The sequence below is a fragment of the Actinomyces naeslundii genome (genome assembly GCF_001956585.1).
Classification (GTDB): domain Bacteria; phylum Actinomycetota; class Actinomycetes; order Actinomycetales; family Actinomycetaceae; genus Actinomyces; species Actinomyces naeslundii.
The window spans coordinates 102,004-124,321 of sequence record NZ_MSRR01000007.1 but is presented as its reverse complement, the minus strand read 5'-3'; the positions used below and the strand labels follow the sequence as shown (position 1 = coordinate 124,321).

Here is a 22,318-nt window from a genome sequence, read left to right as displayed (position 1 = left end):
CCTGAGGAACGACCGCACTATGTTCCGGGTGCCGATTCATGAGAGCATGCGGGCCGTCCCCACCTGTCGTGACACCGTGAAAGGCCGAATCTCCCATGGAAGCCCTCGCCGCTCAGCTCGAGGCGGTCTCGGACTGGATCACGCTCCACATCACCATGTGGGTGCTCGTCGGTACCGGGATCCTGCTGACTGTCCGCACTCGAGGTGTCCAGCTGCGTCGTCTGCCGGACATGTTCCGCCAGGTGGTCGGATCGCGTTCCGGAGCCCAAGGAGGCATCTCCTCCTTCCAGGCCTTCACAATCTCCTTGGCCGCCCGCGTGGGCATCGGTAACGTCTTCGGAGTGGCCGCGGCGCTCATCCTGGGCGGCCCCGGTGCGATCTTCTGGATGTGGGTCGTCGCCCTGGTCGGCATGGCCACCGCCTTCTTCGAGGCGACCCTGGCCCAGATGTTCAAGGTCCGCCACACCGACGGCTCCTTCCGCGGCGGTCCCGCCTACTACATGGCGCGAGGACTGCGCAGCCGGGCCCTGGGCGTCGTCTTCGCGGGGCTGACGATCTTCACCTGCGGCTTCTCCATCATCATGGTCCAGTCCAACGCCGTCGCCGGCGTCATCGGCCCGGGCTCCCCTCTGAACCTGCCCCCGAGCGTCGCCGCTGCGGTCCTGGTGGGGCTCTCCGCCCTCGTCATCCTGGGCGGGGTGCGCCGGGTCGCCCGCGTCACTGAGTGGATGGCACCGATCATGGCCCTGGTCTACGTGGTCATGGCCGTTGTCATCGTCGCTCTTCACATCACTCAGCTTCCGGGGCTTCTGGCCGGCATCGTCTCCTCGGCCTTCGGCCCCGCTCCCTTCGCCGGAGGGGTGACCGGAGGCATCGTCGCCGCCCTGACCAACGGAACCCGCCGCGGCCTGTTCTCCAACGAGGCCGGACAGGGCACCGCCCCCTTCGCCGCTGCCACCGCCACCGTCGCCCACCCCGTCCAGCAGGGGCTCATCCAGTCCCTCGGCGTCTTCGTCGACACCATCATCGTGTGCACCGCGACCGCCTTCATCATCCTGGTCTCCGGTGTCTACAGCCCTACCCTCGTCGAGGCCGGCAAGCTGACCCCCAATGCCGCGGGGAGCTTGACCTCCGACGCCGTCGCCGCCACCCTCGGCAGCTGGACCGCCGTGCCCATGACCATCGTCATCTTCGTCCTGGCCTTCTCCTCCATCATCGCCGCGGCCACCTACTCCGAGGTCTCCATGACCTTCATCTCCGAGCGACCCGTGTGGCGCTGGCTGCCCCGGCTCGTCTCGGTGGTCTCCACCGGGCTGGGGGCCCTCGCCACCCTGACAGTCGTGTGGAACACCGTCGACATCACCATGGCCGTCATGACCCTGACCAACCTGATCGCCCTCGTCTGGCTCGCCCGCTGGGGCGTAGGTGCGCTGCGGGACTGGGACGCCCAGCGCGCGGCGGGAAGAAACGCCCCCCTGTTCATCGGCGTGGGCAACCCCTACCTACCGGGTGATCTTCCCGGTGACGTCTGGACCGGTGAGAGAGCCAGCCTGGCCGAGGTGGACGGAACCGCCGCCGACGTTGTTCCCGCAGCCACTCCGGCCAGCAGCCAGCCAGCCGCCTCGACAGGAGCCGACGCATGAACCTCACCAGTATCGAGAACCTGCTCAACTCCGTCGACGACTTCTTCTACACCTACCTTCTTGCCGCCCTGCTCATCCTGGCCGGTCTCTACCTGACCGCACGCACCCACCTGGTCCAGCTGCGCCACTTCGGCACCATGATCAACTCGTTGTCCGGGTCGCGCTCAGGTGCCCAAGGAGGCATTTCCTCCTTCCAGGCCTTCGCGGTGGGGCTGGCCGCCCGAGTCGGCATCGGTAATATCGCCGGCGTCGCCCTGGCCGTTGTGGCCGGTGGCCCCGGTTCCCTGTTCTGGATGTGGGTCGTAGCGCTCATCGGCATGGCGACCAGCTTCGTGGAGTCCACTCTCGCCCAGATCTTCAAGGAGCGCGGTCGGGACTTCACCTTCCGCGGGGGCCCCGCCTACTACATCAAGAACGGTTTGGAATCTGCTCTGTGGAGCAGGATCTTCGCCGTCATGTGCATCGTCTCGGTCGGCGTCACCGTGGTCATGGTGCAGACGAACTCACTGGCCCAGGTCATCACGGCCACCGTCCCCAGCGTCTCGGGCTGGGTGGTCGGGGTCTTCCTCGTTCTGCTGACCGCGCCGGTGGTCCTGGGCGGAGTCCGGCTCGTGGCCCGCGTCGCGGAGTGGCTCGCCCCCGTCATGGCGCTGGCCTACGTGCTCATGGCCGTGGTGGTTATCGTCCTTAACGCGGACAAGCTTCTCGAGGTCCTTGTGAGCATCTTTGAGGGGGCCTTCGGCCTCAACCAGGCCTTCTTCGGCGCTGCCGGAGGAGTCCTCGCAGCGCTGCTCAACGGTGTGCGCCGCGGTCTGTTCTCCAACGAGGCCGGTCTCGGTACGGTCCCGAACGCCGCAGGCACCGCGACCGTCGCCCACCCCGTGCGTCAGGGACTCATCCAGTCCTTCGGCGTCTTCGTCGACACGATCCTCGTGTGCACGGCCACCGGCCTGCTCATCCTGCTGGCCACCGACACCTACCATCCTGGTGACGACTCCCTGGTCGGCGCGATTCTCACCCAGCAGGCCGTTGCCGAGCACCTGGGCGCCTGGACCACCTGGCCCATGGTGGTGCTCATCTTCGTCCTGGTCTTCTCCACGGTGTTGGGCTGCTACTCCTACGCCCAGGTCAACGTCAACTTCCTGGGCGGAGAGCGTCGGTCCGAGCAGGTCTTCGGAATCCTCCTGACCGCGGCGGCCTTCGGCGGCACCGTCCTGACCCTGCCCATCGTCTGGGCCCTGACCGACATCGCCCTGGGACTGCTGGGCGTGCTCAACCTCGTCGTCATCATCCGCCTGGCCCCCTGGGTCATCGGAGCCCTGCGGGACTTCGAGGCCCAGCGAGCCCGGGGTATCACCGAACCGACCTTCGTCGGTCACGGTAACTCCCTCCTGCCCGGAGACGTTGTTCCCGGCGTCTGGGAGCCCGACGACCCAGCAAGACGGGGCTGATCGCGATGACTGCGATGGCGCACGCCTCGTGGACGGATCAGATCGACGCCGTCCTGTCCACCACCTCCGACCTGCTCTTCTCCTGGGTCCTCATGTGGCTGCTGGTAGGAGCCGGCATCTTCTTCACCGTCCGAACCCGGGCCGTCCAGCTGCGGCACGCCAATGCCATCGCCGCCTCGGTGGCGGGATCCCGCGACGGGCGCCACGGTGGAATCACCTCCTTCCAGGCCTTCGCCGTCGGACTGGCCTGCCGGGTGGGAACCGGCAACATCGTCGGGGTGGCGCTGGCACTGATCATGGGGGGCCCCGGTGCCGTGCTGTGGATGTGGCTCGTGGCGATCCTGGGGACCGCCACCGCCTTCAGCGAGGCGACTCTTGCCCAGCTGTTCAAGGTGCGCCGTGCGGACGGAACCTACCGCGGCGGCCCCGCTTACTACATCTCCCGCGGACTGCGGCTGCCGATCCTGGGCTCCGTGTTCGCCATCGTCTTTCTCATCGCCAACGGGCTGGTCATGCCCATGGTGCAGGCCAACGCCATCACCGCCTCCCTCCAAGGGGCCGGAGGGATCTCGCCGAGCCTGGGTGCTGTCCTCGTCGTGGTGCTGACCGCACCGGTTCTCCTCGGGGGCCTGCGCGCCATGGCACGGGTGGCCGAGTACCTGGCCCCGCTCATGGCGCTGGCCTACCTGGTTCTGGTCCTGGCGATCCTTCTCACCCACCCAGTCCAGGCCTGGGAGGCGCTGCGTTCCATCATCGAGGGTGCCTTCGGGCTGCGCCAGGGACTGGGCGGACTGGCCGGGGGAGTGACCGCTGCCCTGCTCAACGGGGTGCGTCGTGGCCTGTTCTCCAATGAGGCGGGACTGGGAGGGGCTGCCTGCGCCGCGGGCTCCGCCACCGTCGAGCACCCGGTCCAGCAGGGATTCATCCAGGCCTTCGGGGTCGTGGTGGACACCCTGTTCGTGTGCACCGCGACGGCGTTGGCGATCCTGGTCGCCGGAGCAGACGTCTTCGAGCCCGGAGCAACCGCCAAGGAGACCGCGGGAACCCTGACCCAGGACGCCATCGCCCAGCTCGTGGGGGAGTGGAGCCGCTGGCCCATGGCCCTGCTTGTCGTGGTGCTGGCGTACACCACCATCATCGGGGCCTTCTCCTACGCCCAGGTCTGTCTGGACTACCTCACCGACCGCCTCTGGGTCTCGCGAGCGCTCCAGGTCGGAGCCGTCATCTGCGCCGGCATCGGAAGCGTTCAGCAGCTGACCACTGTGTGGACCCTGGCTGACGTGCTCCTCGGTGTCGGCGCCATCATCAACCTCGCCGCGCTGGTGCTGCTCAGTCGGTGGGTCGTCGGCGCTCTGAGGGACTGGGAGTCGCGTCGAGGAGCTCCGACGTCGGACGGGAACCGGCCGGCCTTCAGCGGGGACTCCGAGCACCTGCCGTCCGCTCTGCCCGAAGGGGCGTGGGAGCGCCCTGTCATCCGGTAGATCCACGGTGTCGAGGCGGACTGCGCGCCTTGTGTACTTGTGGCACCATCGGCACAGCGGCGTCACCGAATCGAAACACAGTGTCCGTACCCTTCGCGAATACGGTGCCCCACCTCTCCCCGACGAGAGGTGGAACTGGGAGTAACGCGTGACTCGCTACTGACCATGCTGCCCCGATCACGCGCTCATCGCCCACCCCGCCTGTACCGTTATCCCACCCCGACGGAGGTTCTTACGTGCAATCGGTTCTGGCTTCCCTGAACAGTGCGGCATCCAGTGCAGACAACAGCTGGACCGCATCCTTGGAGTCCTTCTTCACCGAAGGCGCGGACATCCTGGACAAGGCCTCCGGTCACCTGTTCCTCTACCTGCTCGCCTGGCTCCTCGTGCTGGGTGGTCTGTACTTCACAGTACGAACCGGGTTCGTACAGCTGCGACTCTTTCCCTACATGGTGCGAGCCATCACCTCCTCCCGTGACAGCAACGAGGGTGGGATCTCCTCCTTCCAGGCCTTCGCCGTCGGGCTGGCGTCCCGAGTGGGCACCGGCAATATCGTGGGCGTGGCCATCGCCATCACCATGGGTGGCCCCGGAGCCGTGTTCTGGATGTGGATCGTGGCGCTGGTAGGCATGGCCACCGGATTCATTGAGGCCACCCTCGCCCAGCTCTACAAGGTCACCCACCCGGACGGCTCCTTCCGTGGTGGCCCTGCCTACTACATCCAGCGCGGCCTGGGATCCAAGCCCGCCGCCCGGGTCTTCGCCGTCGTCATCACCTTCGTCTTCGGCTTCGCCTACGAGGCCACACAGGCCAATACCATTGCCGCCACGATGAAGAGCACCTTCCACATCGAGCCGTGGATGACCGCCGTCGGCCTGGTCGTCATCACCACGCCGATCATCTTCAAGGGCATCAAGTCGGTCGCTGCGGTCTCGGAATGGCTCGTGCCGATCATGACGGTGGTCTACGCCCTCATCGCCGTGGCCATTCTGGTGCTGCACGTCAGCGCGATCCCGGGTGCGATCATCTCCATCTTCGAGGGCGCCTTCGGGCTCAACCAGGCCTTCGCCGGAACTGCCGGGGGCCTCTTCGCCGCCGCGCTCAACGGCGTCAAGCGCGGCCTGTTCTCCAACGAGGCAGGCGAGGGATCGGTTCCCAACATCGCTGCCACGGCGACCGTCTCCCACCCCGTGCAGCAGGGCTTCGTGCAGTCCCTGGGCGTCTTCGTTGACACGATCGTGGTGTGCACCGTCACCGCCCTCATCGTCCTGCTCTCCGGGGTCTATGACCCGGCGGCCGCTCAAGCCGACCCGGATACCGCGAATGCAGCCGCCAACACCCTGACCTCGGCATCGGTCACCAACGTGCTCGGCGGCTGGGCGCAGTACCTCATGGCCATCATCATCTTCGTCTTCGCCTACTCCTCGCTTCTGGGCAACTACACCTACGCCCAGGTCAACATGGACTACCTCCAGGGCAGGCAGCACAAGCACTACGCCCTGCGGGCCATGATCATCGTGGCCACCGCCATCGGCTCCCTGTCCACCCTCACCTTCGTGTGGAACCTCTCCGACCTGGTCATGGGCGCGATGACCGTTATCAACATGGTCTCGATCCTCGCCCTGGGAGGCTGGGCATTCGGGGCCCTGCGCGACTGGGAGGCTCAGCGCCGCGCCGTCGAGGCCGGTGAGAAGGACGAGATCCGCTTCATCGCCACCGACAACCCCTACCTGCCCGGCAAGCTCCCCGGGGAGATCTGGGCCGTCGACGGCCCCGCACACGCCGCCATCACGGAGCGCCGTGCCGCCCTGGAGGAGGCCTCGGGCAGCTGAGCCCAACAGCGCTAGGCTGACACCCATGAAGATCGCACGATTCTCCACCGGTGACGATCCCCGCTACGGCATCGTTCAGGGCCCTCCTGAGGGTGAGACCGCCTCGGGCGAGTCTGAGGGACACCTCCTGGTCCTCAAGGGGGACCCCCTCTACTCCCTGCCCGAGGCCACCGGGGAGGTCGTCGAGCTGCGTGAGGCCAGGCTCCTGTCACCGGTCATTCCCCGCTCCAAGGTCGTGGGGGTCGGGAAGAACTACGCGAGCCACATCACCGAGATGGGGGAGAGCGAGCCGCCGCGTGACCCGCTCGTCTTCCTCAAGCCCAACACCTCCGTGATCGGCCCCGAAGCTCCAATCGTCCTTCCCCACTGGAGCGATGAGGTCCACTACGAGGCCGAGCTCGCCGTCGTCATCAAGACCCTTGCCAAGGACGTCCCCATCGACCACGCCGACGACGTCATCCTGGGCTACACGGTCGCCAACGACGTGTCCGCCCGCGACCGCCAGCGCGCCGAGCCGCAGTGGGTGCGGGCCAAGGCCTTCGACACCTCCTGCCCCTTGGGGCCGTGGATCGAGGTTCCCGAGCCCGGCCGTGAACCCATCTTCTCGCCCGACGACGCAGTCGTGCGCGCCCGGGTCGACGGACGCCTCGTCCAGGATGGCCGCACCGCAGACATGATCCGCTCAGTGCGTGAGCTGGTCTCCTACATCTCGACGATCTTCACCCTTCTTCCCGGCGACGTCATCCTCACCGGTACGCCGGCGGGGGTCGGTGAGATCCGTGCCGGTCAGCGCGTCGAGGTCGAGGTCGAGGGCATCGGCTCCTTCTCCAACCCGGTGGTACGTCGCTGAGGCTGGCACGGTCGGTCTCATATCGCTTCCGAGATCAGGAGGCTCCCTGACGACGGCGCACGGCTTCAGTGATGCGGTGCACCGTCTCCTCCTCGATACTCCGGCCCGTGGCCAGGTTGAGACGGCAGAAGCCCGACCACGCCTTCCCGTAGGTCGTGCCCTCGTTCATCGCGACTCCGGCCTCCTTGCGGAAGTAACGCGCCGGCTGCTCCAGGTCGAGGCCTCGGCAGTCCAACCAGGCCAGATAGGTCGCCTCCGGGAGCGTCGGCTCTATCCCCTCGGCTCCGGCCAGGGCCTCGCCCAACGCGTCCCGGTTGGCGCGGATGTAGGTGCGGACCTCACTGAGCCAGTCCTGACCGTCGCGCAGGGCCGCAATGGTGGCCAGGGCTCCGACGACGGAGGCCTCGGCCCGGAGATGGGCACTGGGAGCGTCGGCCTCCCAACGCGCTCGAGCCCTCCCCGAGGCGATGAGCTGGGCGCACTTCAGGCCCGGGATGTTCCACCCCTTGGAGGCGGCCGTTGCCGTGAAGGTCAGGTCCGGGTCCGATCCCGGACGGGAGGCGTACGGGATATGAGTGCGTTCCGCGTCGAGTACCAGAGGAGCATGGATCTCATCCGCGAAGACAGGCACCCCGTAGGTCGAGGACAGCGTGGCCACGGCGTCGAGCTCGGCCGCGGTGAGCGCTCGTCCCACCGGGTTCCACGGGTTGCACAGCACGAGCAGACCGGCCCCGGCGTCCATGGCGGACTCGATGCCGTCAAGGTCCAGCTCCCATCGGGGCGAGCCGTCGGAGGCCCGTCGCGTTGCAGAGGGGACCTCGATGCAGCTTCGGCCGTTACGACCGGGAATCTCAAGGAAGGGTGTGTAGGCGGGGGTGGGGACGATGACGGCGGAGGCGGCTCGGGTGTGCGAGGTGATGATCATGCTCAGTGACGAGAGCACATCGGGGAGCAGGCTCACGTGCTCGGCCTCCACCTGCCAGCTGAAGGCCTCCCGCTGGTAGCGAGCCGTCTCCTCCCGGGTCGCCTGAGAGACCGAGGGAGGCATGTAGCCCAGAAGGCCGTCGTGCACCGCCTGATGAATCGCCGCCTCGACCGCCGGAGCGGTCCCCAGGTCCATCTCAGCGACCCAGGCGCCGATGACGTCACCGGGATACTGGGACCACTTCAGTGACCCGCGCTCACGCATCTGCTGCGGGGTCAAGGAGTCGAAGACCTGGGCCAGGGAGCTGGAGCCGTTGGGATCGTTGACAACCATGAGTGCGATCCTAAGGCCGCTGCCAAGAACCCGCCCATGTCAGTACATGCTCGTCAGGTGTCCTTGGACGACCTGCCCGAGCCCTTCTCGTCGCTCTTGCCGCTGGGAGCAGTGGCCTTGCCATCGTCGGATCCGCTCCTCTTACCGTCGCTCTTCCCTTCCTTGCCGGAGCCGGAACCGGACTCGCCCTCATCCATGTCGGCCGGGCCAGGATGACTGATCGGAGTGGCCTCGAGCAGCTCTTTCATCTCGCTTGAGGAGTACGCGTCGACGGGGCAGGCGTACATGCCCTGGAGCAGGACCGGCGTAGTCGTCGTCGTGAAGACACGTATGAAGCCGGTTAGCCGGTAGTCCTTCTGATCCTCTCCGGTATAGGTCATGTCCACTCGCCTGGTCTCTATGGCGTTTCCGTCCGTGTCCTTGACCAGGGCGGAGTCATCCCGCGCAGGTTCGGTGGAGACATTCGACAAGTGCGAGTTCTTCTTATACGAATCGAGGATGGAGTCCGCGCGGTACTCGGACTGCGTACGATCGCCTTTCGTGCTGGCATCGAACAGGTTCTGCGTGGCCGAGAACACGCAGCCATTTGACTTGTCCATCTTGTTCTTGCCGTCGGTGTCGTAGTCGGTCACCTGCCATCCGGGCTGGGACTGGGGGAACTCCCATGAAGGAGCCCAGTCGACGTTGCTGTTCCCACCGGCGTCGGAGGGCTTGTCCGACGGCTTCGAGCTCTTGCCGGACGAGCGGCTGGATGGTGAGGCACTGCTGGAGGCGCTGGACCCTGACGAGGAGGAAGGACCGGTCTCGTCCTGGCACGCGGCGAGCGCGGGAACCGCCAGAGCAAGGCTGAGCCCTGCCACGAGGGGGAGCTTGAGCGCTGAGCCACGGTGACGGCCGGGACGTGACGAGGAAGGTCGGGTCGGGGACATGGATGAACCTCCAAAGGGTGGGCGGGGAGTCGGTCGGTCCGGTCGAGTCGGGAGCCGTCGTCGTCACGTGTGCGGAAAGTCAGCCGTCACGGTGGGATAACGGCCTGACGGGAATGACGGTAACCGCCACCACGTCGCACAGCCATGGGGAGAATGGCCCGTCGGGATACGCTGTCCCCATCATGGCTGAACTCAGTGACCACTCATCCCCCCTCCGCTCTGCGCCCGCCGCTGCGGCCGACGTCCCGGCGCAGGGAACCTCCTCCGTACGCGTACGTTTCTGTCCCTCACCCACGGGAACCCCGCACGTGGGTATGGTGCGCACCTGCCTGTTCAACTGGGCCTACGCCCGTCACACCGGGGGCACCTTCGTCTTCCGGATCGAGGACACCGATGCCGCCCGTGACTCCGAGGAGTCCTTCGACGCCATCCTGGACTCCCTGACCTGGCTGGGTCTGGACTGGGACGAGGGCGTGGGCAAGGGAGGGCCTCACGAGCCCTACCGTCAGTCCCAGCGCATGGACCTGTACAAGCAGGTGGCCGTCGAGCTGCTCGAGGCGGGCTACCTGTACGAGTCCTTCTCCACCCCCGAGGAGATCGAGGCCCGTCACCGCGAACGCGGCGAGGACCCCAAGCTCGGTTACGACGGCTTCGACCGCGACCTGACCCAGGAGCAGAAGGACGCCTTCCGCGCCGAGGGACGCCTGCCTGTGCTGCGGATGCGGATGCCGGACGAGGACATCACCTTCACCGACCTGGTCCGCGGCCCCATCACCTTCAAGGCGGGCAGCGTGCCGGACTACGTCGTCGTGCGCGCGGGCGGGGATCCTCTTTACACCCTGGTCAATCCCGTTGATGACGCCGCCATGGGTATCACTCACGTCCTGCGCGGTGAGGACCTGCTGTCCTCCACCCCGCGGCAGGTGGCGCTCTACCGGGCACTCATGGAGATCGGCCGGGCCCAGGTCATGCCCGAGTTCGGTCACCTGCCCTATGTCATGGGGGAGGGCAACCGGAAGCTGTCCAAGCGCGATCCTCAGTCGAACCTTCTCATCCACCGTTACCGCGGCATGATCCCCGAGGGACTGCTCAACTACCTGGCCCTGCTGGGCTGGTCGCTGAGCGCCGACCGTGACGTCTTCTCCGCCGCAGAGATGATCGAGGCCTTCGACATCCATGACGTCAACCCCAACCCTGCCCGCTTCGACCCCAAGAAGTGCGAGGCCATCAATGCCGAGCAGGTGCGAGCGCTGGGGGAGGAGGACTTCCGAGACCGCCTGGTGCCCTATCTCGCCGACGCCTACCCCGACCCGACCGGCGAGGCCCTGCAGGCGCCGTTGGTCTCGGCGGAGTCCTTCGATGAGCTCTCAGCGCGGGAGCAGGAGATCCTGAACGCGGCGGCGCCTCTCATTCAGACTCGGATCCAGATGCTGCGCGAATGCCGCGACATGCTCGGCTTCCTCTTCGTGTCCGACGCCGAGCTCACCATCGACGACAAGGCTGTGGCCAAGCTCAAGGCCTCGGCCGGCGATGTCCTGGACGCCGGCATCCACGCCCTGGAGGGTCTCGGCACTGAGCAGTGGGGCAGGGGCCAGCTGGAGGAGGCCCTCAGCGCCGCCATCGTCGAGGGACAGGGCATGCCCAACGGTGAAGGGATCAAACCGCGTCTGGCCTACGGCCCGTTGCGCGTGGCTGTGACCGGTCGGCAGGTCTCCCCGCCCCTGTTTGAGTCCATGGAGATTCTGGGAGCCGGATCCACTCTCGCCAGGCTGAAGGCACTGAGGGCTCGGCTCGGGTGAATGCTGCCGGTTGATCTGTGAATGGTGGTGGGGTCAGGAACACCGTGTTCCTGACCCCACCAGCTATCGTGCGGAGCTGCCTCGAGAACGTCCTGGAGGATGCTCTCGAGGCGATTCCCTAGAGCCAGTTACATGGCGCCGGCGTCGATTCCCTGAACTCGAATACCGGCTAGGATGGTGTGCCACTGCTCTAAAGACGCCGGTGATTCTGGTGGGCATACAAGACCAACATATAGGGCATACCCCTCTTTTCCGACGATCCTGCTGAAGCGATACCCCACGACAGGAGTATTCGGGGCGTTGGAGAAGTTGACGTTACCGCTGAATGGTACTTCGTAACCGGCCATTGTTCCGCTGTCATCACGCACTGCTTCGACGGTGGAAGGTGTACTGGTGGTCTGAAAGGTGGTGAAGTCGTTGCTCTTAGTCGTGGCGGCAGTCATCGAGTCCAGGTTATCGGTGGGGCGGGGCTTGAAATAGTCTTCAGAGACGTATTGGCTGATGTATCCCTGGCAGCCTTGGCCGTTGTTGAATTCGAATCCCTCGGTGTGAACGTCGTCGGAGTTCTTGCTGGTGTTGGCCAGCTCGTCGTTGCGGGACCAGATGGACGTGTCCTCGTTAGCGAAGGTGACTGATGGCCGTGACCAGGTGGCTGGTGCGGACGGGGATCTCGTGGCGGAAGGACTGGTGGACGAGGTGGGCATTTTGGAGGCGGCTGCGGAGCTGCTGGCCTCGGCGGAGGCGCTGACGGGTTCGACGGTGAGCTGACCCTTGTGGGCGGGGCCGCAGGCGCTCAGTGCCAGGCTTGCGGTCAGGCACAGCCCGAGGGCGAGGTAACGGGGCCTCTGAGAGGCGCGAACGAAACGCGGTGGGCTATGCGGTGCAGAGAAAAACAAGGTAGCTCTCCTGTGCGGCAAGGAGGGGCTCTGCCGAGCTCAAGCCTCGATCTTGCGATGCTGTGGTTGTGTCGAAAAGGTGATGGTGCGGGAGTCTGCGGAGCGGGCCGTACGCTACCGAGTTGTCACTACCCCATGGCTCCGGCGTCAAAGCCGCTGACTCGGGTTCCGCTCAGCATGTCATGCCATGTCTGAAGGTCGGGAAGGCCGCTTTGGCACATCAACAGGATCTCCAGGGTGGCTCCCTGTGCTCCGATCTGTCTGGCGAAGCGGTAGCCGCTGACCTCTGTGTCGCCGGAGTTGGTGTAGGTGACCGTGCCGGTATAGGCGACCTCGTAGCCTGCGAACGTGCCGCTGTCATCGGCCACCGCGTCCACGACGGTTGGCCCCGAGGTCACCGTATAGGCGGGAAAGTTCTTAGGTTGCCCCTGGACGGTCGAGGATGACGCGCTGCTGTCACTCTTGTTCTTGCTGCTGTCGTATATGTCCCGGGAGGACTGGTAGCGAAGGACGCCCTGACAGCTCTGAGCGTTCATGATGTATCCCCGGTTGACGAGGAAGGACGTCTCCATCGGGAGAGTAAGAATGCTGTCGTCCTGCTGCCAGATGTCGGTTCTCTCGTTAGTGATTGTCACGCTTGGCATTGGCCATGCCGAGGCTGACGGGGTGGCGGATGGTGCGGCCGACTTGGAGGGCAACGGCTTGGTGGAGGGAGCCTCTGAGCTCTCCCTCTCCGAGGAGGCGCTGACGGGTTCGACGATGAGCTGACCCTTGTGGGCGGGGCCGCAGGCGCTCAGTGCCAGACCTGTGGCGAGGCACAGCCCGAGGGTGAGGCGGCGAGTCCTGTGAGAGCTACGACCAATGTGGCTGCGACTCTGTGGATGGCTGGACATATGGCCTCCCAAGGGGGATGAGGCGAGCAGGAACTCGTGCGAGTCTAAGGGATGGCTCTCTTGGTGCGCTCGGTTGTGAGGGTGCCGGAAGCCTCTCCGGCTGGTGTGTCACGTGCTGCCCGTGGCCTTCGAAGGCGTCATACAAGTAGCGCGGCGGAGCGGAATGCTCCTCGTGTTCGATGTGTGTCTGTAGTCACGCCTTGATGATTTGGTAGGGCTGTGGTCGACGTGTAGATTACTGCCCGCTGCCTCGGCCGCGAGTGGTTCGAGGTGAAGCCCCTTGGGGTATGGTGTAATTGGCAACACGACTGATTCTGGTTCAGTTATTCTAGGTTCGAGTCCTGGTACCCCAGCGGATCTGTTATTATCTGCTGATCTATTGCCCCCATCGTTTAGTGGCCTAGGACACCGCCCTCTCACGGCGGCGGCGCCGGTTCGAATCCGGCTGGGGGTACGAGGGTCTGGTTGTCGCCCGCGATAACCGGACTGTCATTGCCCCCATCGTTTAGTGGCCTAGGACACCGCCCTCTCACGGCGGCGGCGCCGGTTCGAATCCGGCTGGGGGTACGGATCGGTCAGATCAACAGGTCTGTCCGGTTCATCACCACATAGTGGCCCCCATCGTTTAGCGGCCTAGGACACCGCCCTCTCACGGCGGCGGCGCCGGTTCGAATCCGGCTGGGGGTACGAGAGGCGAAGGCTCGCACCGCTCTGCGGCGGTACGAGCCTTCGGCGTCTTAGCCCGCGATGGCCGATGACCCATGATGGATCTGAACCGGATGAGGTCGGGTCAATCGATTATTGAGGCACCCTCTGTAGGATGCCCGCGTGACGAACTTTCCCGTGCTGAAGACCCCCGGCCCCCTTGCTGACGGTGCCATGCGTATCACTCCGCTGGGAGGTCTGGGCGAGGTCGGCCGCAACATGACCGTCTTCGAGCTTGATGACAAGCTGCTCATCGTCGACTGCGGTGTGCTCTTCCCGGAGGAGGACCAGCCCGGTGTCGACCTCATCCTTCCCGATTTCTCCTCGATCGAGGACCGCATCGACGACGTCGTCGCTCTCGTCCTGACCCACGGCCACGAGGACCATATCGGGGGCGTGCCATACCTGCTGCATCTGCGTGAGGACATCCCCCTGGTGGGCAGTGAGCTCACCCTGGCCTTCGTGGAGGCCAAGCTCAAGGAGCACCGCATTCGCCCGGTCCTGCGCCAGGTCGTCGAGCACGAGGAGGTCTCCTACGGCCCCTTCGACCTGGAGTTCGTGGCCGTCAACCACTCCATCCCCGACGCCATGGCCGTCATGATTCGAACCGACGCCGGCAACGTGCTCGCCACCGGCGACTTCAAGATGGACTCCCTGCCCATCGACGGGCGCATCACGGACCTGCGCTCCTTCGCGCGCTTCGGCGAGGAGGGCGTTGACCTGTTCTGTGTGGACTCCACCAACGCCGAGGTCCCCGGTATGGTCGGCCACGAGGGCGAGATCGGTCAGGTCCTGGACAATGTCTTCGCGGACTCCGACGGCCAGATCATCGTTGCCTCCTTCGCCAGTCACGTCCACCGGGTCCAGCAGGTCCTCGACGCCGCCGCCCTCCACGGCAGGCGGGTCGCCCTGGTGGGGCGCTCCATGGTGCGCAACATGGGTATCGCCGCCGAACGCGGCTACCTCAAGGTCCCCGCCGGCGTCCTCATCGATGCCCGCGACATCACCTCGCTGCCCCCGCATGAGAGGGTCCTCATGGTCACTGGCTCACAGGGAGAGCCGATGGCGGCCCTGTCCCGGATGGCCCACTCCGAGCACCGCAGCGTCACCATCGAGCCCGGGGACACCGTCATCTTCGCCTCCTCCCTCATTCCGGGCAACGAGAACTCCGTCTTCCGGGTCATCAACCAGCTCATGCGGCTGGGGGCGCGCGTGGTCCACCAGGGCAACGCGAAGGTCCACGTCTCCGGGCACGCCTCCTCCGAGGAGCTGCTCCACGTCTACAACATCGTCCAGCCCCGCAATGTCATGCCCATCCATGGCGAGATCCGCCACCTGGTGGCCAATGGAGGGCTCGCCGTCAAGACGGGAGTCGCTCCAGAACGGGTCATGCTGTGCGAGGACGGCGTGGCGGTCGACCTTCATGGGGGAGTGGCCCGCATCGCCGGCCAGGTCCCTTGCGGCTACATCTATGTCGACGGATCCTCCGTGGGCGAGATCGACGAGGCCGAGCTCAAGGACCGTCGCATCCTGGCGGAGGAGGGCTTCGTATCGGTCTACGCCGTCGTGGAGACCACGACCGGCACGATCCTGGCCGGCCCGCACATCCAGGCCCGGGGTGTGGCCGAGGACGACTCGGTCTTCGAGGAGATCCTCCCCGACGTCACTGAGGCGCTGTCCGCCGCGCTGGAGACGGGGAAGGCGGATGCCTACTCCCTCCAGCAGGTCATGCGCCGCACCTTGGGGCGTTGGATCGGGCGTCGACTCAAGCGTCGTCCCATGATCGTTCCGGTCGTTATAGAGGCCTAGGAGGGTGCTTACTGCATGACTCTGTTCCGGCCCGCGTGCTTCATATCCACCGGTTCCATTCTCATTGACATTCCCCTTCACGTCAGCCGAGTGCCGACGCCGGGAGGGGCGATCACCGGGGCGTCGTCGGGCCCGGTGGTGGGAGGCGGGTACACGGTGGTCTCGGCCGCCGCCCGCCAGGGTGTCCCCACCGCACTGGCGGCCACCCTGGGAACCGGCCCCAACTCGGCGCGGGTCCGTGAGTCGATGCGTCTGGACCAGGTCGAGCTGCTCGTCGAGGAGCTCGTCGGAGACATCGGTACCTGTACCACGCTGATCGAGCCCTCTGGTCGACGTACCTTCATCACCACCGCGGGTGTCGAGGGCGAGCCCCAGCGAGAAGACCTCGAGAGCCTCGACCTGAGGGTGGGGGACTGGGTCTACGCCACCGGATACGACCTGGCCCATTACACGAGCCGAGGCGTTCTTGCCGACTGGCTCCTGTCGATCCCCGATGACGTCGGACTGGTCATCGACCTGGGGCCGGTTCAGCCCGACATCCCCGACCAGGTGCTCCTGCCGCTGCTCCTCCGGGCGACGATGCTGACCGGGAACGACCTGGAGATGACTCGCCTGGAGGAGCGCCTGGGGGGGCCGGACGCCATCCGGGAGGCCTGCCCACGGGCGCTGATCGTCCGACGTACCGGAGCCCACGGGTGCCTCCTGCGCCCGGTCGGAGGCGAACCGATCGAGGTTCCCGGTTTCGTCCGTGAAGTCGTTGACACCACAGGAGCGGGAGACACCCACACCGGCGTCCTGGTCGCCGGCCTCATTGACGGACTCGATGTCGTCGAGGCGGCAAGACGCGCCAATGCCGCAGCCGCCCACGCCGTGGCCTGCATCGGGCCGGCGCAGGCCCCGCGCCGCGAGGAGATCGACCGGTTCCTCCAGGAGAGCGACGAGAGGTCCTAGGACGTGCGCGGACCTCGACATCCCCTTCTCACCGGTGGGTGGTTGCTCGTGAGGCTCAGCGAGAAGATGGTGACGCGTCTCCGGCTGTCCACGGCGGCGTGGCAAGGCCGCTGAAGCCAAGAATCCGATAGTTTCTAGGACATCATGGCCAATCGTCGCACCACGAGAACTGCTACGTCTCCGTCCGGAACCGGCAGGGGGCGTCCTCGAGGAGCGTCCGCTCAAGGACCCGCTCCCTTCGCCGCTCCCGGTTCCCAGCCCCCCGGTGGGCGCTACCGCCGTACCGGATGGGCCTTTCTCATTCTGGCCCTGGCGGCTGTCCTGGCACTGCGCGAGTGGTTCGGGATCTCCGGGGCCGCAGGGAACCTGCTGCACCACATCGCCGCGGGCCCCGTCGGCGTCCTCGGTATCTTCGTGCCCCTGCTCCTGGCCGCGCTGGGGGTCGCCATGCTGCGAGCCCACAGCATGGGGGCGGTTCACGCGCGGGTCTCAGTCGGGTGCCTGGGCCTGCTGACCGCTCTGACCGGAATGATCCAGGTCGGCAGTGGAAACCCGATCCTCAGGGACAACGTCGCCGGTCTGGAGAACGCCGGCGGACTCCTGGGGTGGCTGGTGGGTTACCCGCTGGCGGCGCTGTTCTCCTCGGTAGGAGCCATCATCCTGTTCATTCTCCTGGCCGCGTTCTCCGCCCTGGTTCTGTCCGGCAAGACCATCGCCGAGATCCGCGACCTGCTGGCCCAGCGCCGGTCCCTGGCCGCTGGCGGAGGCGGAGCGCCCGCCGACGCCGGTGACTCCCTGGCCCGGCGTCTGCTCGGGCGGGTCCGTTCCGGCCTCGGGCCAACCGGCACCGCGGGCGATGATTCGGATCAGACGACGCTCCTGGACTCCTACGACGGTGACGAGCCCTTCCGCTCCGCGCTGGAGGTGGAGGAGTCGACGTCGCGCAAGCGAGGCAGTGGTCGACGAAAGCGCTCCGCCGACCGGGAGGCCCAGCAGACCTCGATCACCGAGCTCCTCGAACCAGGCAGTGAGCATCCTGGCAGCGAACAACCCGACGACTCCGCCTTCATCGTCCCGGAGGTGGGCGACGAGGACGACGCCGTCTCCTCATCGGCGCCGTCGGTCGCATCCCCCGCCAAGAACCGGCCCGCTGGTGCCGCAGCGACCAGACCGTCCTCAGCGGCGCAGCGCAGGCCCTCCGCAGCGAAGCGTTCCGCGCCGTCCGACTTCGACGCCGTCACCGAGGAGACCCCGGAGGTCCCGCTCGAGGAGCCCGACCTCGCCGACCAGCTCGCCATGAGCGACATGAGCAACATGGCCCTGCCCGACGGCTCCACCTACGCCCTGCCCGAGGACTCGCTGCTCGGCCCCGGCCCTGGTCACGCCACCCGGACCCCCGCCAACGACGCCATCGTCGAGGCGCTGCAGAACGTCTTCGCCGAGTTCAACGTGGACGCCACTGTCACCGGCTACACTCGCGGCCCCCAGGTCACCCGCTATGAGGTCCATCGGGGCCGGGGCGTCAACGTCTCGCGCATCACCGGACTGGAGAAGAACATCGCCTACGCGGTGGCCTCCGACGAGATCCGCCTGCTCACCCCGATCCCCGGCAAGAGCGCCATCGGCATCGAGATCCCCAACACCGACCGCGAGATGGTCAAGCTCGGCGACGTCCTGCGCTCCCAGGCGGCCCGCAAGCAGGCGCACCCGCTGGTCGTGGGGCTGGGCAAGAACGTGGAGGGCGACTACATCGTCACCAACCTCGCCAAGACCCCGCACCTGCTGGTGGCCGGTCAGACCGGTTCGGGCAAGTCCTCCTTCGTCAACTCCATGATCACCTCGATCATGATGCGCGCCACGCCGGAAGAGGTGCGCATGGTGCTGGTCGACCCCAAGCGGGTGGAGCTGACCATCTACGAGGGCATCCCGCACCTCATCACCCCGATCATCACCTCCCCGAAGAAGGCGGCCGAGGCCCTGGAGTGGGTGGTCCGCGAGATGGACGCCCGCTATGACGACCTGGCCTCCTTCGGCTTCAAGCACATCGATGACTTCAACAAGGCGGTGCGAGCCGGGGAGGTACAGCCCCTGCCGGGCTCCCAGCGCGAGCTGAGTCCCTACCCCTACCTCCTGGTCGTCGTCGACGAGCTCGCCGACCTCATGATGACGGCGCCCAAGGACGTCGAGGCCTCCATCCAACGCATCACCCAGCTGGCCCGCGCCGCCGGGATCCACCTGGTCCTGGCCACCCAGCGGCCAGTCGCCCAGGTGGTCACCGGTCTCATCAAGTCCAATGTGCCCTCGCGCCTGGCCTTCGCCACCGCCTCCCAGCTGGACTCCCGCGTCATCCTCGACCAGAACGGGGCCGAGACCCTCACCGGCCAGGGCGACGCCCTCTACCTGGGCCCCGGTGCCTCCACGCCGGTGCGCATCCAGGGATCCTGGGTCACCGAGTCCGAGATCCGCTCCGTCGTTGAGCACGTCAAGGCCCAGCTGACTCCCGAGTACCGCGAGGACGTCGTCGTCCCGGAGGTCAAGAAGCAGATCGACGAGGAGATCGGCGACGACATGGACCTGCTGCTGCAGGCCGCCGAGCTCATTATCTCCAGCCAGTTCGGCTCCACCTCCATGCTCCAGCGCAAGCTGCGCGTCGGCTTCGCCAAGGCCGGGCGCCTCATGGACCTGCTCGAGTCCCGAGAGGTCGTCGGCCCCTCCGAGGGTTCCAAGGCCCGGGACGTCCTCGTCCAGCCCGAGCAGCTCGAGGAGACCCTGGCCTGGATCAAGGGGGAGGGGAGCGCCCCCGGAAGCGCTGAGACCCCAGCAGACACTGAGGGATCCCAGGAGGCGCCCGACTCCGATGGTCCAGCCGCTGCGGGTGAGCCCCGTACGGTGGCCCTGCCGTCGAACCGTTACAGCACGGACCCTCTGGAGGTCGCCTCGAGTCTGCCGGAGTCGGAGTCCTGGGACGATGCCTCCGCCGAGGAGGACTCGGAGGACGCCTGGTCACTCACCGGCCGCGGCTCATCGTGGTGATGAGGAGGCCGATGCCGTGCCCGGCGGGTCCAGGTGCGTCCTTGCTCGTTTGATGACCTCTTCCCGACTGGGAATCGTCGGGGCGGGCCCGGTGGATTTCGGCGGCGTGGTGGACATGGTCGAGGCGTCCTTGACGTCTGAGGTGAGCATGCTCCAGCGTCGCTCGATCTCCTCCTCGTCCAGACTTAGGCCGGCAGGACGCTCACCGTTGTGAAGCGCCGCCAGGTCCCTGACCTTGTAGCCGGCCCCCTGATCCACCGTGAACGGGTGCCAGTTCAGTTTGTCCACACTCACCGAGCCGTCGGCGTGGGAGGTGACGTCGGCCCAGACCAGCTGGCCGACGTCGGACAACGGTCCGCAGTACGACTCGTCCTGGCTGGAGATGTAGTTGCCGGCCGAGTACGACACCCACATCCCCTTGCCCTTGACTCCCCCGGGGAGCTTCTCGGCGGGCTGAGGCACATGGGGGTGAGCGCCGAAGAAGATGTCGACCTGCCCGCTGTCGGCGAGATCCTGGGCGTAGGAGACCTGCTCCTTGTCGGGAGTGGTCTCGTACTCCTGGCCGATCTGGGAGTGGACGACGACGAGGTCGGCGCCCGCCGCACGGGCCGCCTTCGCCGCCTTCGTGATGGCGCCGACGTCGTTGAGCGACACTGAGTACCCGGTGGGATCATCGAGGCCGTTGAGCCCCATGGTCGTGGATATCTGGGCCACGGTCACTGTGCGCCCTCCCCGCTCGAGCTCGTAGAGCGCGAAGGGCACGGAGGCGTCCTCCCGGCTCCGGTAGGTGCCCGCGTGCCCCAACCCGTGAGAGTCCAGGGCGTCCAAGGTGGCGACGACTCCCTCCTCTCCCCGGTCCGCGGAGTGATTGGACGCGGTCGCGCAGCCGTCCCACCCGGATCTCGCCAAGGCGCCGACGACCTCGGAAGGAGCGCCGAAGGTGGGGAAGCCCGAGTAGACCCCGTCCGGAGCGACGGGAACCTCCATCCCGCACAGGGCCAGATCCAGGCCCTCGACCCAGGGGGTCTCGGCAGCGACGTTGTCGGTGATATCGCCCGAGGCTTCTGGAGTGGAGCTCAGAACCGGCATGTGCATGAGGACGTCCCCGGCGTAACCCACGGTGAATCGCACGTCCTGCGAGCTGCCCGCCCCGGTGGGCCCGGACTGAGCCGACAGCGACTGACCCGAGCTTGGCGAGCACCCGGCGACCACGATGGAGGCGGTGAGAACGGCGGCGGTGAGGAGGCCCGGACCTCGTGACCTGCGGGCGACACGTACGGTGCGTGGCGAGCCGCTCGGATACTCGGCGGTGTGGTGCCGAGGAGCGAAGTTGTTGGAGCCTGCCAAAGACGATGAGAGAAAAATAGAGGAATACATAATTATGAACGTAAGAATCGAACCTTAACGGCGTGTGTGCGGTCCGTGCTCTTTTCGGCGGCCTGAGGTGGAAGTGGCGAGATGGCAGGGGAAACCGCGGGTGGGGATTGATCCCCTGCTGCGTGTCGCATGGAGCGGTGCCATGGCGCGGCCGGCGGAGGCGTGCGGGGACGACGTTGTCGAGAAGACGAATCGAGGTGTCTTCGACGGTGTGAGGGCATGCACTACTAGGCTGGTCACGATGAATGCCTCGACCGCCCCGGACGGCGCCGCGCAGCCAGAGCAGGCGCCGCTGCTCAACATCGCCAACGCCCTGACGGTGTTGCGACTGCTGCTCGTCCCCGTCTTCATCTGGCTCTCCCTGCTTCCGGGAGATCAAGACAGGCTCGCTGCGGTCGTCGTCTTCGTGGTGGCTGCCTTCACGGACCGTCTTGACGGTCAGCTCGCGCGATCGTGGGGGCTGGTGACCTCCTTCGGCAAGATCGCCGATCCGATCGCGGACAAGGCGCTGACCCTGTCCGCCTTCGTCCTGCTGAGCATCAACGACAGGCTGTGGTGGTGGGTCACCATCCTCATCGTCGTGCGCGAGCTCGGCATCACGGTCATGCGGTTCTTCATGCTGCGCCGCGCCGTCATGGCGGCATCACGCGGCGGTAAGATCAAGACGACGCTCCAAATGGTGGGGCTGGTGGGGCTGCTCACTCCGTGGTCCTTCCTCCTCCTGCCCGCAGGTCTGGCCGCGTTCCTGCTCAAGGCGTCTTACGTCGTCGTGGCTGCGGCACTCGTCGTCACCGTGGTGACAGGTCTGGACTACGTACGAGAGGCTGTGCGCCTCAGTCGCCGGGACGACCATGTCGGCCACTGAGCTCCCCGGGGCGGAGATCCCGGTGGCCCATAGGGGAAACGAGCGGGAGAGCTGTGCGCGGGCAGCGGCTGACCTTCTGCGAGCCGCCAGGGATCACTCGCTGACGCTGGCGGTCGCCGAGTCCTTGACGGGTGGTCAGGTCTCCTCGAGCCTGGTGGAGATTCCAGGGGCGTCGCGTGTGCTTGTCGGCGCCGTGGTCGCTTACGCCACCCGGATCAAGGTGCAGGTCCTCGGTGTGGATGCCGCTCACCTGGAGCGGACCGGACCGGTGGATCGTGACGTCGCCCTCCAGATGGCGCGCGGCGTGCGCCGCCTCCTGGGGACCGATCTGGGGTTGGCGACCACCGGGGTCGCAGGGCCCGGGCCGGCTGACGCCCACCCGGCGGGAACGGTGCATGTCGCCGTCGTTGCCCCGTGGGGAGAGGCTCACCGCGAGCTGCATCTGGGTGGGGGCCGCTCGCACGTCCGGTACGACGCCGTGCTCAGCGTGCTCGGCCTGGCCGTCGAGTTTCTGCACGAGGCGGGGCGAGGTGAAACGGACTGAGA

The 22,318-nt window shown here is 66.6% G+C and carries 16 protein-coding genes and 4 tRNA genes; 15 read left to right on the top strand and 5 right to left on the bottom strand.

Annotation, left to right across the window (positions count from 1 at the left end; all coding sequences use genetic code 11):
* Positions 1 to 95: 95 nt before the first annotated feature.
* The 5 genes from BKH33_RS04200 to BKH33_RS04180 all read left to right on the top strand — a co-directional run bounded on the left by BKH33_RS04200 (position 96) and on the right by BKH33_RS04180 (position 7,257).
* Positions 96 to 1,643: an alanine/glycine:cation symporter family protein gene (locus BKH33_RS04200; RefSeq protein ID WP_003783223.1), complete on the top strand. Its 1,548-nt coding sequence runs from the start codon at positions 96 to 98 to the stop codon at positions 1,641 to 1,643.
* A complete protein-coding gene (locus tag BKH33_RS04195) occupies positions 1,640 to 3,094 on the top strand; it encodes an alanine/glycine:cation symporter family protein (RefSeq protein WP_003783054.1) in 1,455 nt (484 codons plus the stop codon). The genes BKH33_RS04200 and BKH33_RS04195 overlap by 4 nt, the downstream gene beginning before the upstream one ends.
* A 14-nt stretch (positions 3,095 to 3,108) precedes the next feature.
* The gene (locus BKH33_RS04190) at positions 3,109 to 4,575 is read left to right on the top strand and encodes an alanine/glycine:cation symporter family protein (protein ID WP_003783206.1); all 1,467 of its coding nucleotides are present in this window, start codon (positions 3,109 to 3,111) and stop codon (positions 4,573 to 4,575) included.
* A gap of 236 nt (positions 4,576 to 4,811) precedes the next feature.
* Positions 4,812 to 6,407 carry an alanine/glycine:cation symporter family protein gene (locus BKH33_RS04185; protein WP_003783099.1) on the top strand — a complete coding sequence of 532 codons (1,596 nt, stop codon included), beginning with the start codon at positions 4,812 to 4,814 and terminating at the stop codon, positions 6,405 to 6,407.
* A gap of 25 nt (positions 6,408 to 6,432) precedes the next feature.
* A complete protein-coding gene (locus BKH33_RS04180) occupies positions 6,433 to 7,257 on the top strand; it encodes a fumarylacetoacetate hydrolase family protein (protein ID WP_003783157.1) in 825 nt (274 codons plus the stop codon).
* Positions 7,258 to 7,291: 34 nt separating this feature from the next.
* Here BKH33_RS04180 and BKH33_RS04175 read toward each other — a convergent pair whose 3' ends face one another.
* Together BKH33_RS04175 and BKH33_RS04170 are read right to left on the bottom strand one after the other, a co-directional pair.
* Entirely contained in the window at positions 7,292 to 8,515 is a 1,224-nt protein-coding gene (locus tag BKH33_RS04175; RefSeq protein ID WP_003783079.1) for a MalY/PatB family protein, read from the bottom strand.
* A 53-nt stretch (positions 8,516 to 8,568) separates the two neighbouring features.
* Positions 8,569 to 9,444, bottom strand: coding sequence for a hypothetical protein (locus tag BKH33_RS04170; RefSeq protein ID WP_003783144.1), 876 nt, complete (start codon positions 9,442 to 9,444; stop codon positions 8,569 to 8,571).
* A 182-nt stretch (positions 9,445 to 9,626) separates the two neighbouring features.
* On the opposite strand from BKH33_RS04170, the gene gltX reads away from it, so the two are divergent.
* Positions 9,627 to 11,243: a glutamate--tRNA ligase gene (gltX, locus tag BKH33_RS04160; RefSeq protein ID WP_043539330.1), complete on the top strand. Its 1,617-nt coding sequence runs from the start codon at positions 9,627 to 9,629 to the stop codon at positions 11,241 to 11,243.
* Between the two features lie 128 nt (positions 11,244 to 11,371).
* Here the strand turns inward: gltX and BKH33_RS04155 are convergent, their stop codons facing one another.
* Positions 11,372 to 12,139, bottom strand: coding sequence for a hypothetical protein (locus BKH33_RS04155; RefSeq protein ID WP_003783074.1), 768 nt, complete (start codon positions 12,137 to 12,139; stop codon positions 11,372 to 11,374).
* 128 nt (positions 12,140 to 12,267) lie between these two features.
* Complete coding sequence (locus BKH33_RS04150; protein ID WP_232621454.1) at positions 12,268 to 12,774, bottom strand: hypothetical protein; 507 nt, start codon at positions 12,772 to 12,774, stop codon at positions 12,268 to 12,270.
* A gap of 539 nt (positions 12,775 to 13,313) precedes the next feature.
* Here BKH33_RS04150 and BKH33_RS04145 point away from each other — a divergent pair.
* The 7 genes from BKH33_RS04145 to BKH33_RS04115 all read left to right on the top strand — a co-directional run bounded on the left by BKH33_RS04145 (position 13,314) and on the right by BKH33_RS04115 (position 19,530).
* Positions 13,314 to 13,385 (top strand) — tRNA-Gln (locus BKH33_RS04145).
* Between the two features lie 28 nt (positions 13,386 to 13,413).
* Positions 13,414 to 13,486: transfer RNA gene (locus BKH33_RS04140), tRNA-Glu, on the top strand.
* A gap of 40 nt (positions 13,487 to 13,526) precedes the next feature.
* Positions 13,527 to 13,599: transfer RNA gene (locus BKH33_RS04135), tRNA-Glu, on the top strand.
* Positions 13,600 to 13,646: 47 nt separating this feature from the next.
* Positions 13,647 to 13,719 (top strand) — tRNA-Glu (locus BKH33_RS04130).
* A gap of 192 nt (positions 13,720 to 13,911) precedes the next feature.
* The gene (locus BKH33_RS04125) at positions 13,912 to 15,546 is read left to right on the top strand and encodes a ribonuclease J (protein ID WP_043539359.1); all 1,635 of its coding nucleotides are present in this window, start codon (positions 13,912 to 13,914) and stop codon (positions 15,544 to 15,546) included.
* A 15-nt stretch (positions 15,547 to 15,561) separates the two neighbouring features.
* The gene (locus tag BKH33_RS04120; RefSeq protein ID WP_003783123.1) at positions 15,562 to 16,497 is read left to right on the top strand and encodes a PfkB family carbohydrate kinase; all 936 of its coding nucleotides are present in this window, start codon (positions 15,562 to 15,564) and stop codon (positions 16,495 to 16,497) included.
* Between the two features lie 144 nt (positions 16,498 to 16,641).
* Complete coding sequence (locus BKH33_RS04115) at positions 16,642 to 19,530, top strand: FtsK/SpoIIIE family DNA translocase (RefSeq protein WP_003783161.1); 2,889 nt, start codon at positions 16,642 to 16,644, stop codon at positions 19,528 to 19,530.
* Here the strand turns inward: BKH33_RS04115 and BKH33_RS04110 are convergent.
* Positions 19,519 to 20,907, bottom strand: a complete 1,389-nt coding sequence (locus BKH33_RS04110; protein ID WP_003783056.1) for a CapA family protein — start codon at positions 20,905 to 20,907, stop codon at positions 19,519 to 19,521. The genes BKH33_RS04115 and BKH33_RS04110 overlap by 12 nt on opposite strands.
* Before the next feature lie 241 nt (positions 20,908 to 21,148).
* On the opposite strand from BKH33_RS04110, the gene pgsA reads away from it, so the two are divergent.
* Both pgsA and BKH33_RS04100 read left to right on the top strand, forming a co-directional pair.
* Positions 21,149 to 21,772: a CDP-diacylglycerol--glycerol-3-phosphate 3-phosphatidyltransferase gene (gene pgsA, locus BKH33_RS04105; RefSeq protein WP_043539326.1), complete on the top strand. Its 624-nt coding sequence runs from the start codon at positions 21,149 to 21,151 to the stop codon at positions 21,770 to 21,772.
* A complete protein-coding gene (locus tag BKH33_RS04100) occupies positions 21,759 to 22,316 on the top strand; it encodes a CinA family protein (RefSeq protein ID WP_003783087.1) in 558 nt (185 codons plus the stop codon). The genes pgsA and BKH33_RS04100 overlap by 14 nt, the downstream gene beginning before the upstream one ends.
* Positions 22,317 to 22,318: the final 2 nt, after the last annotated feature.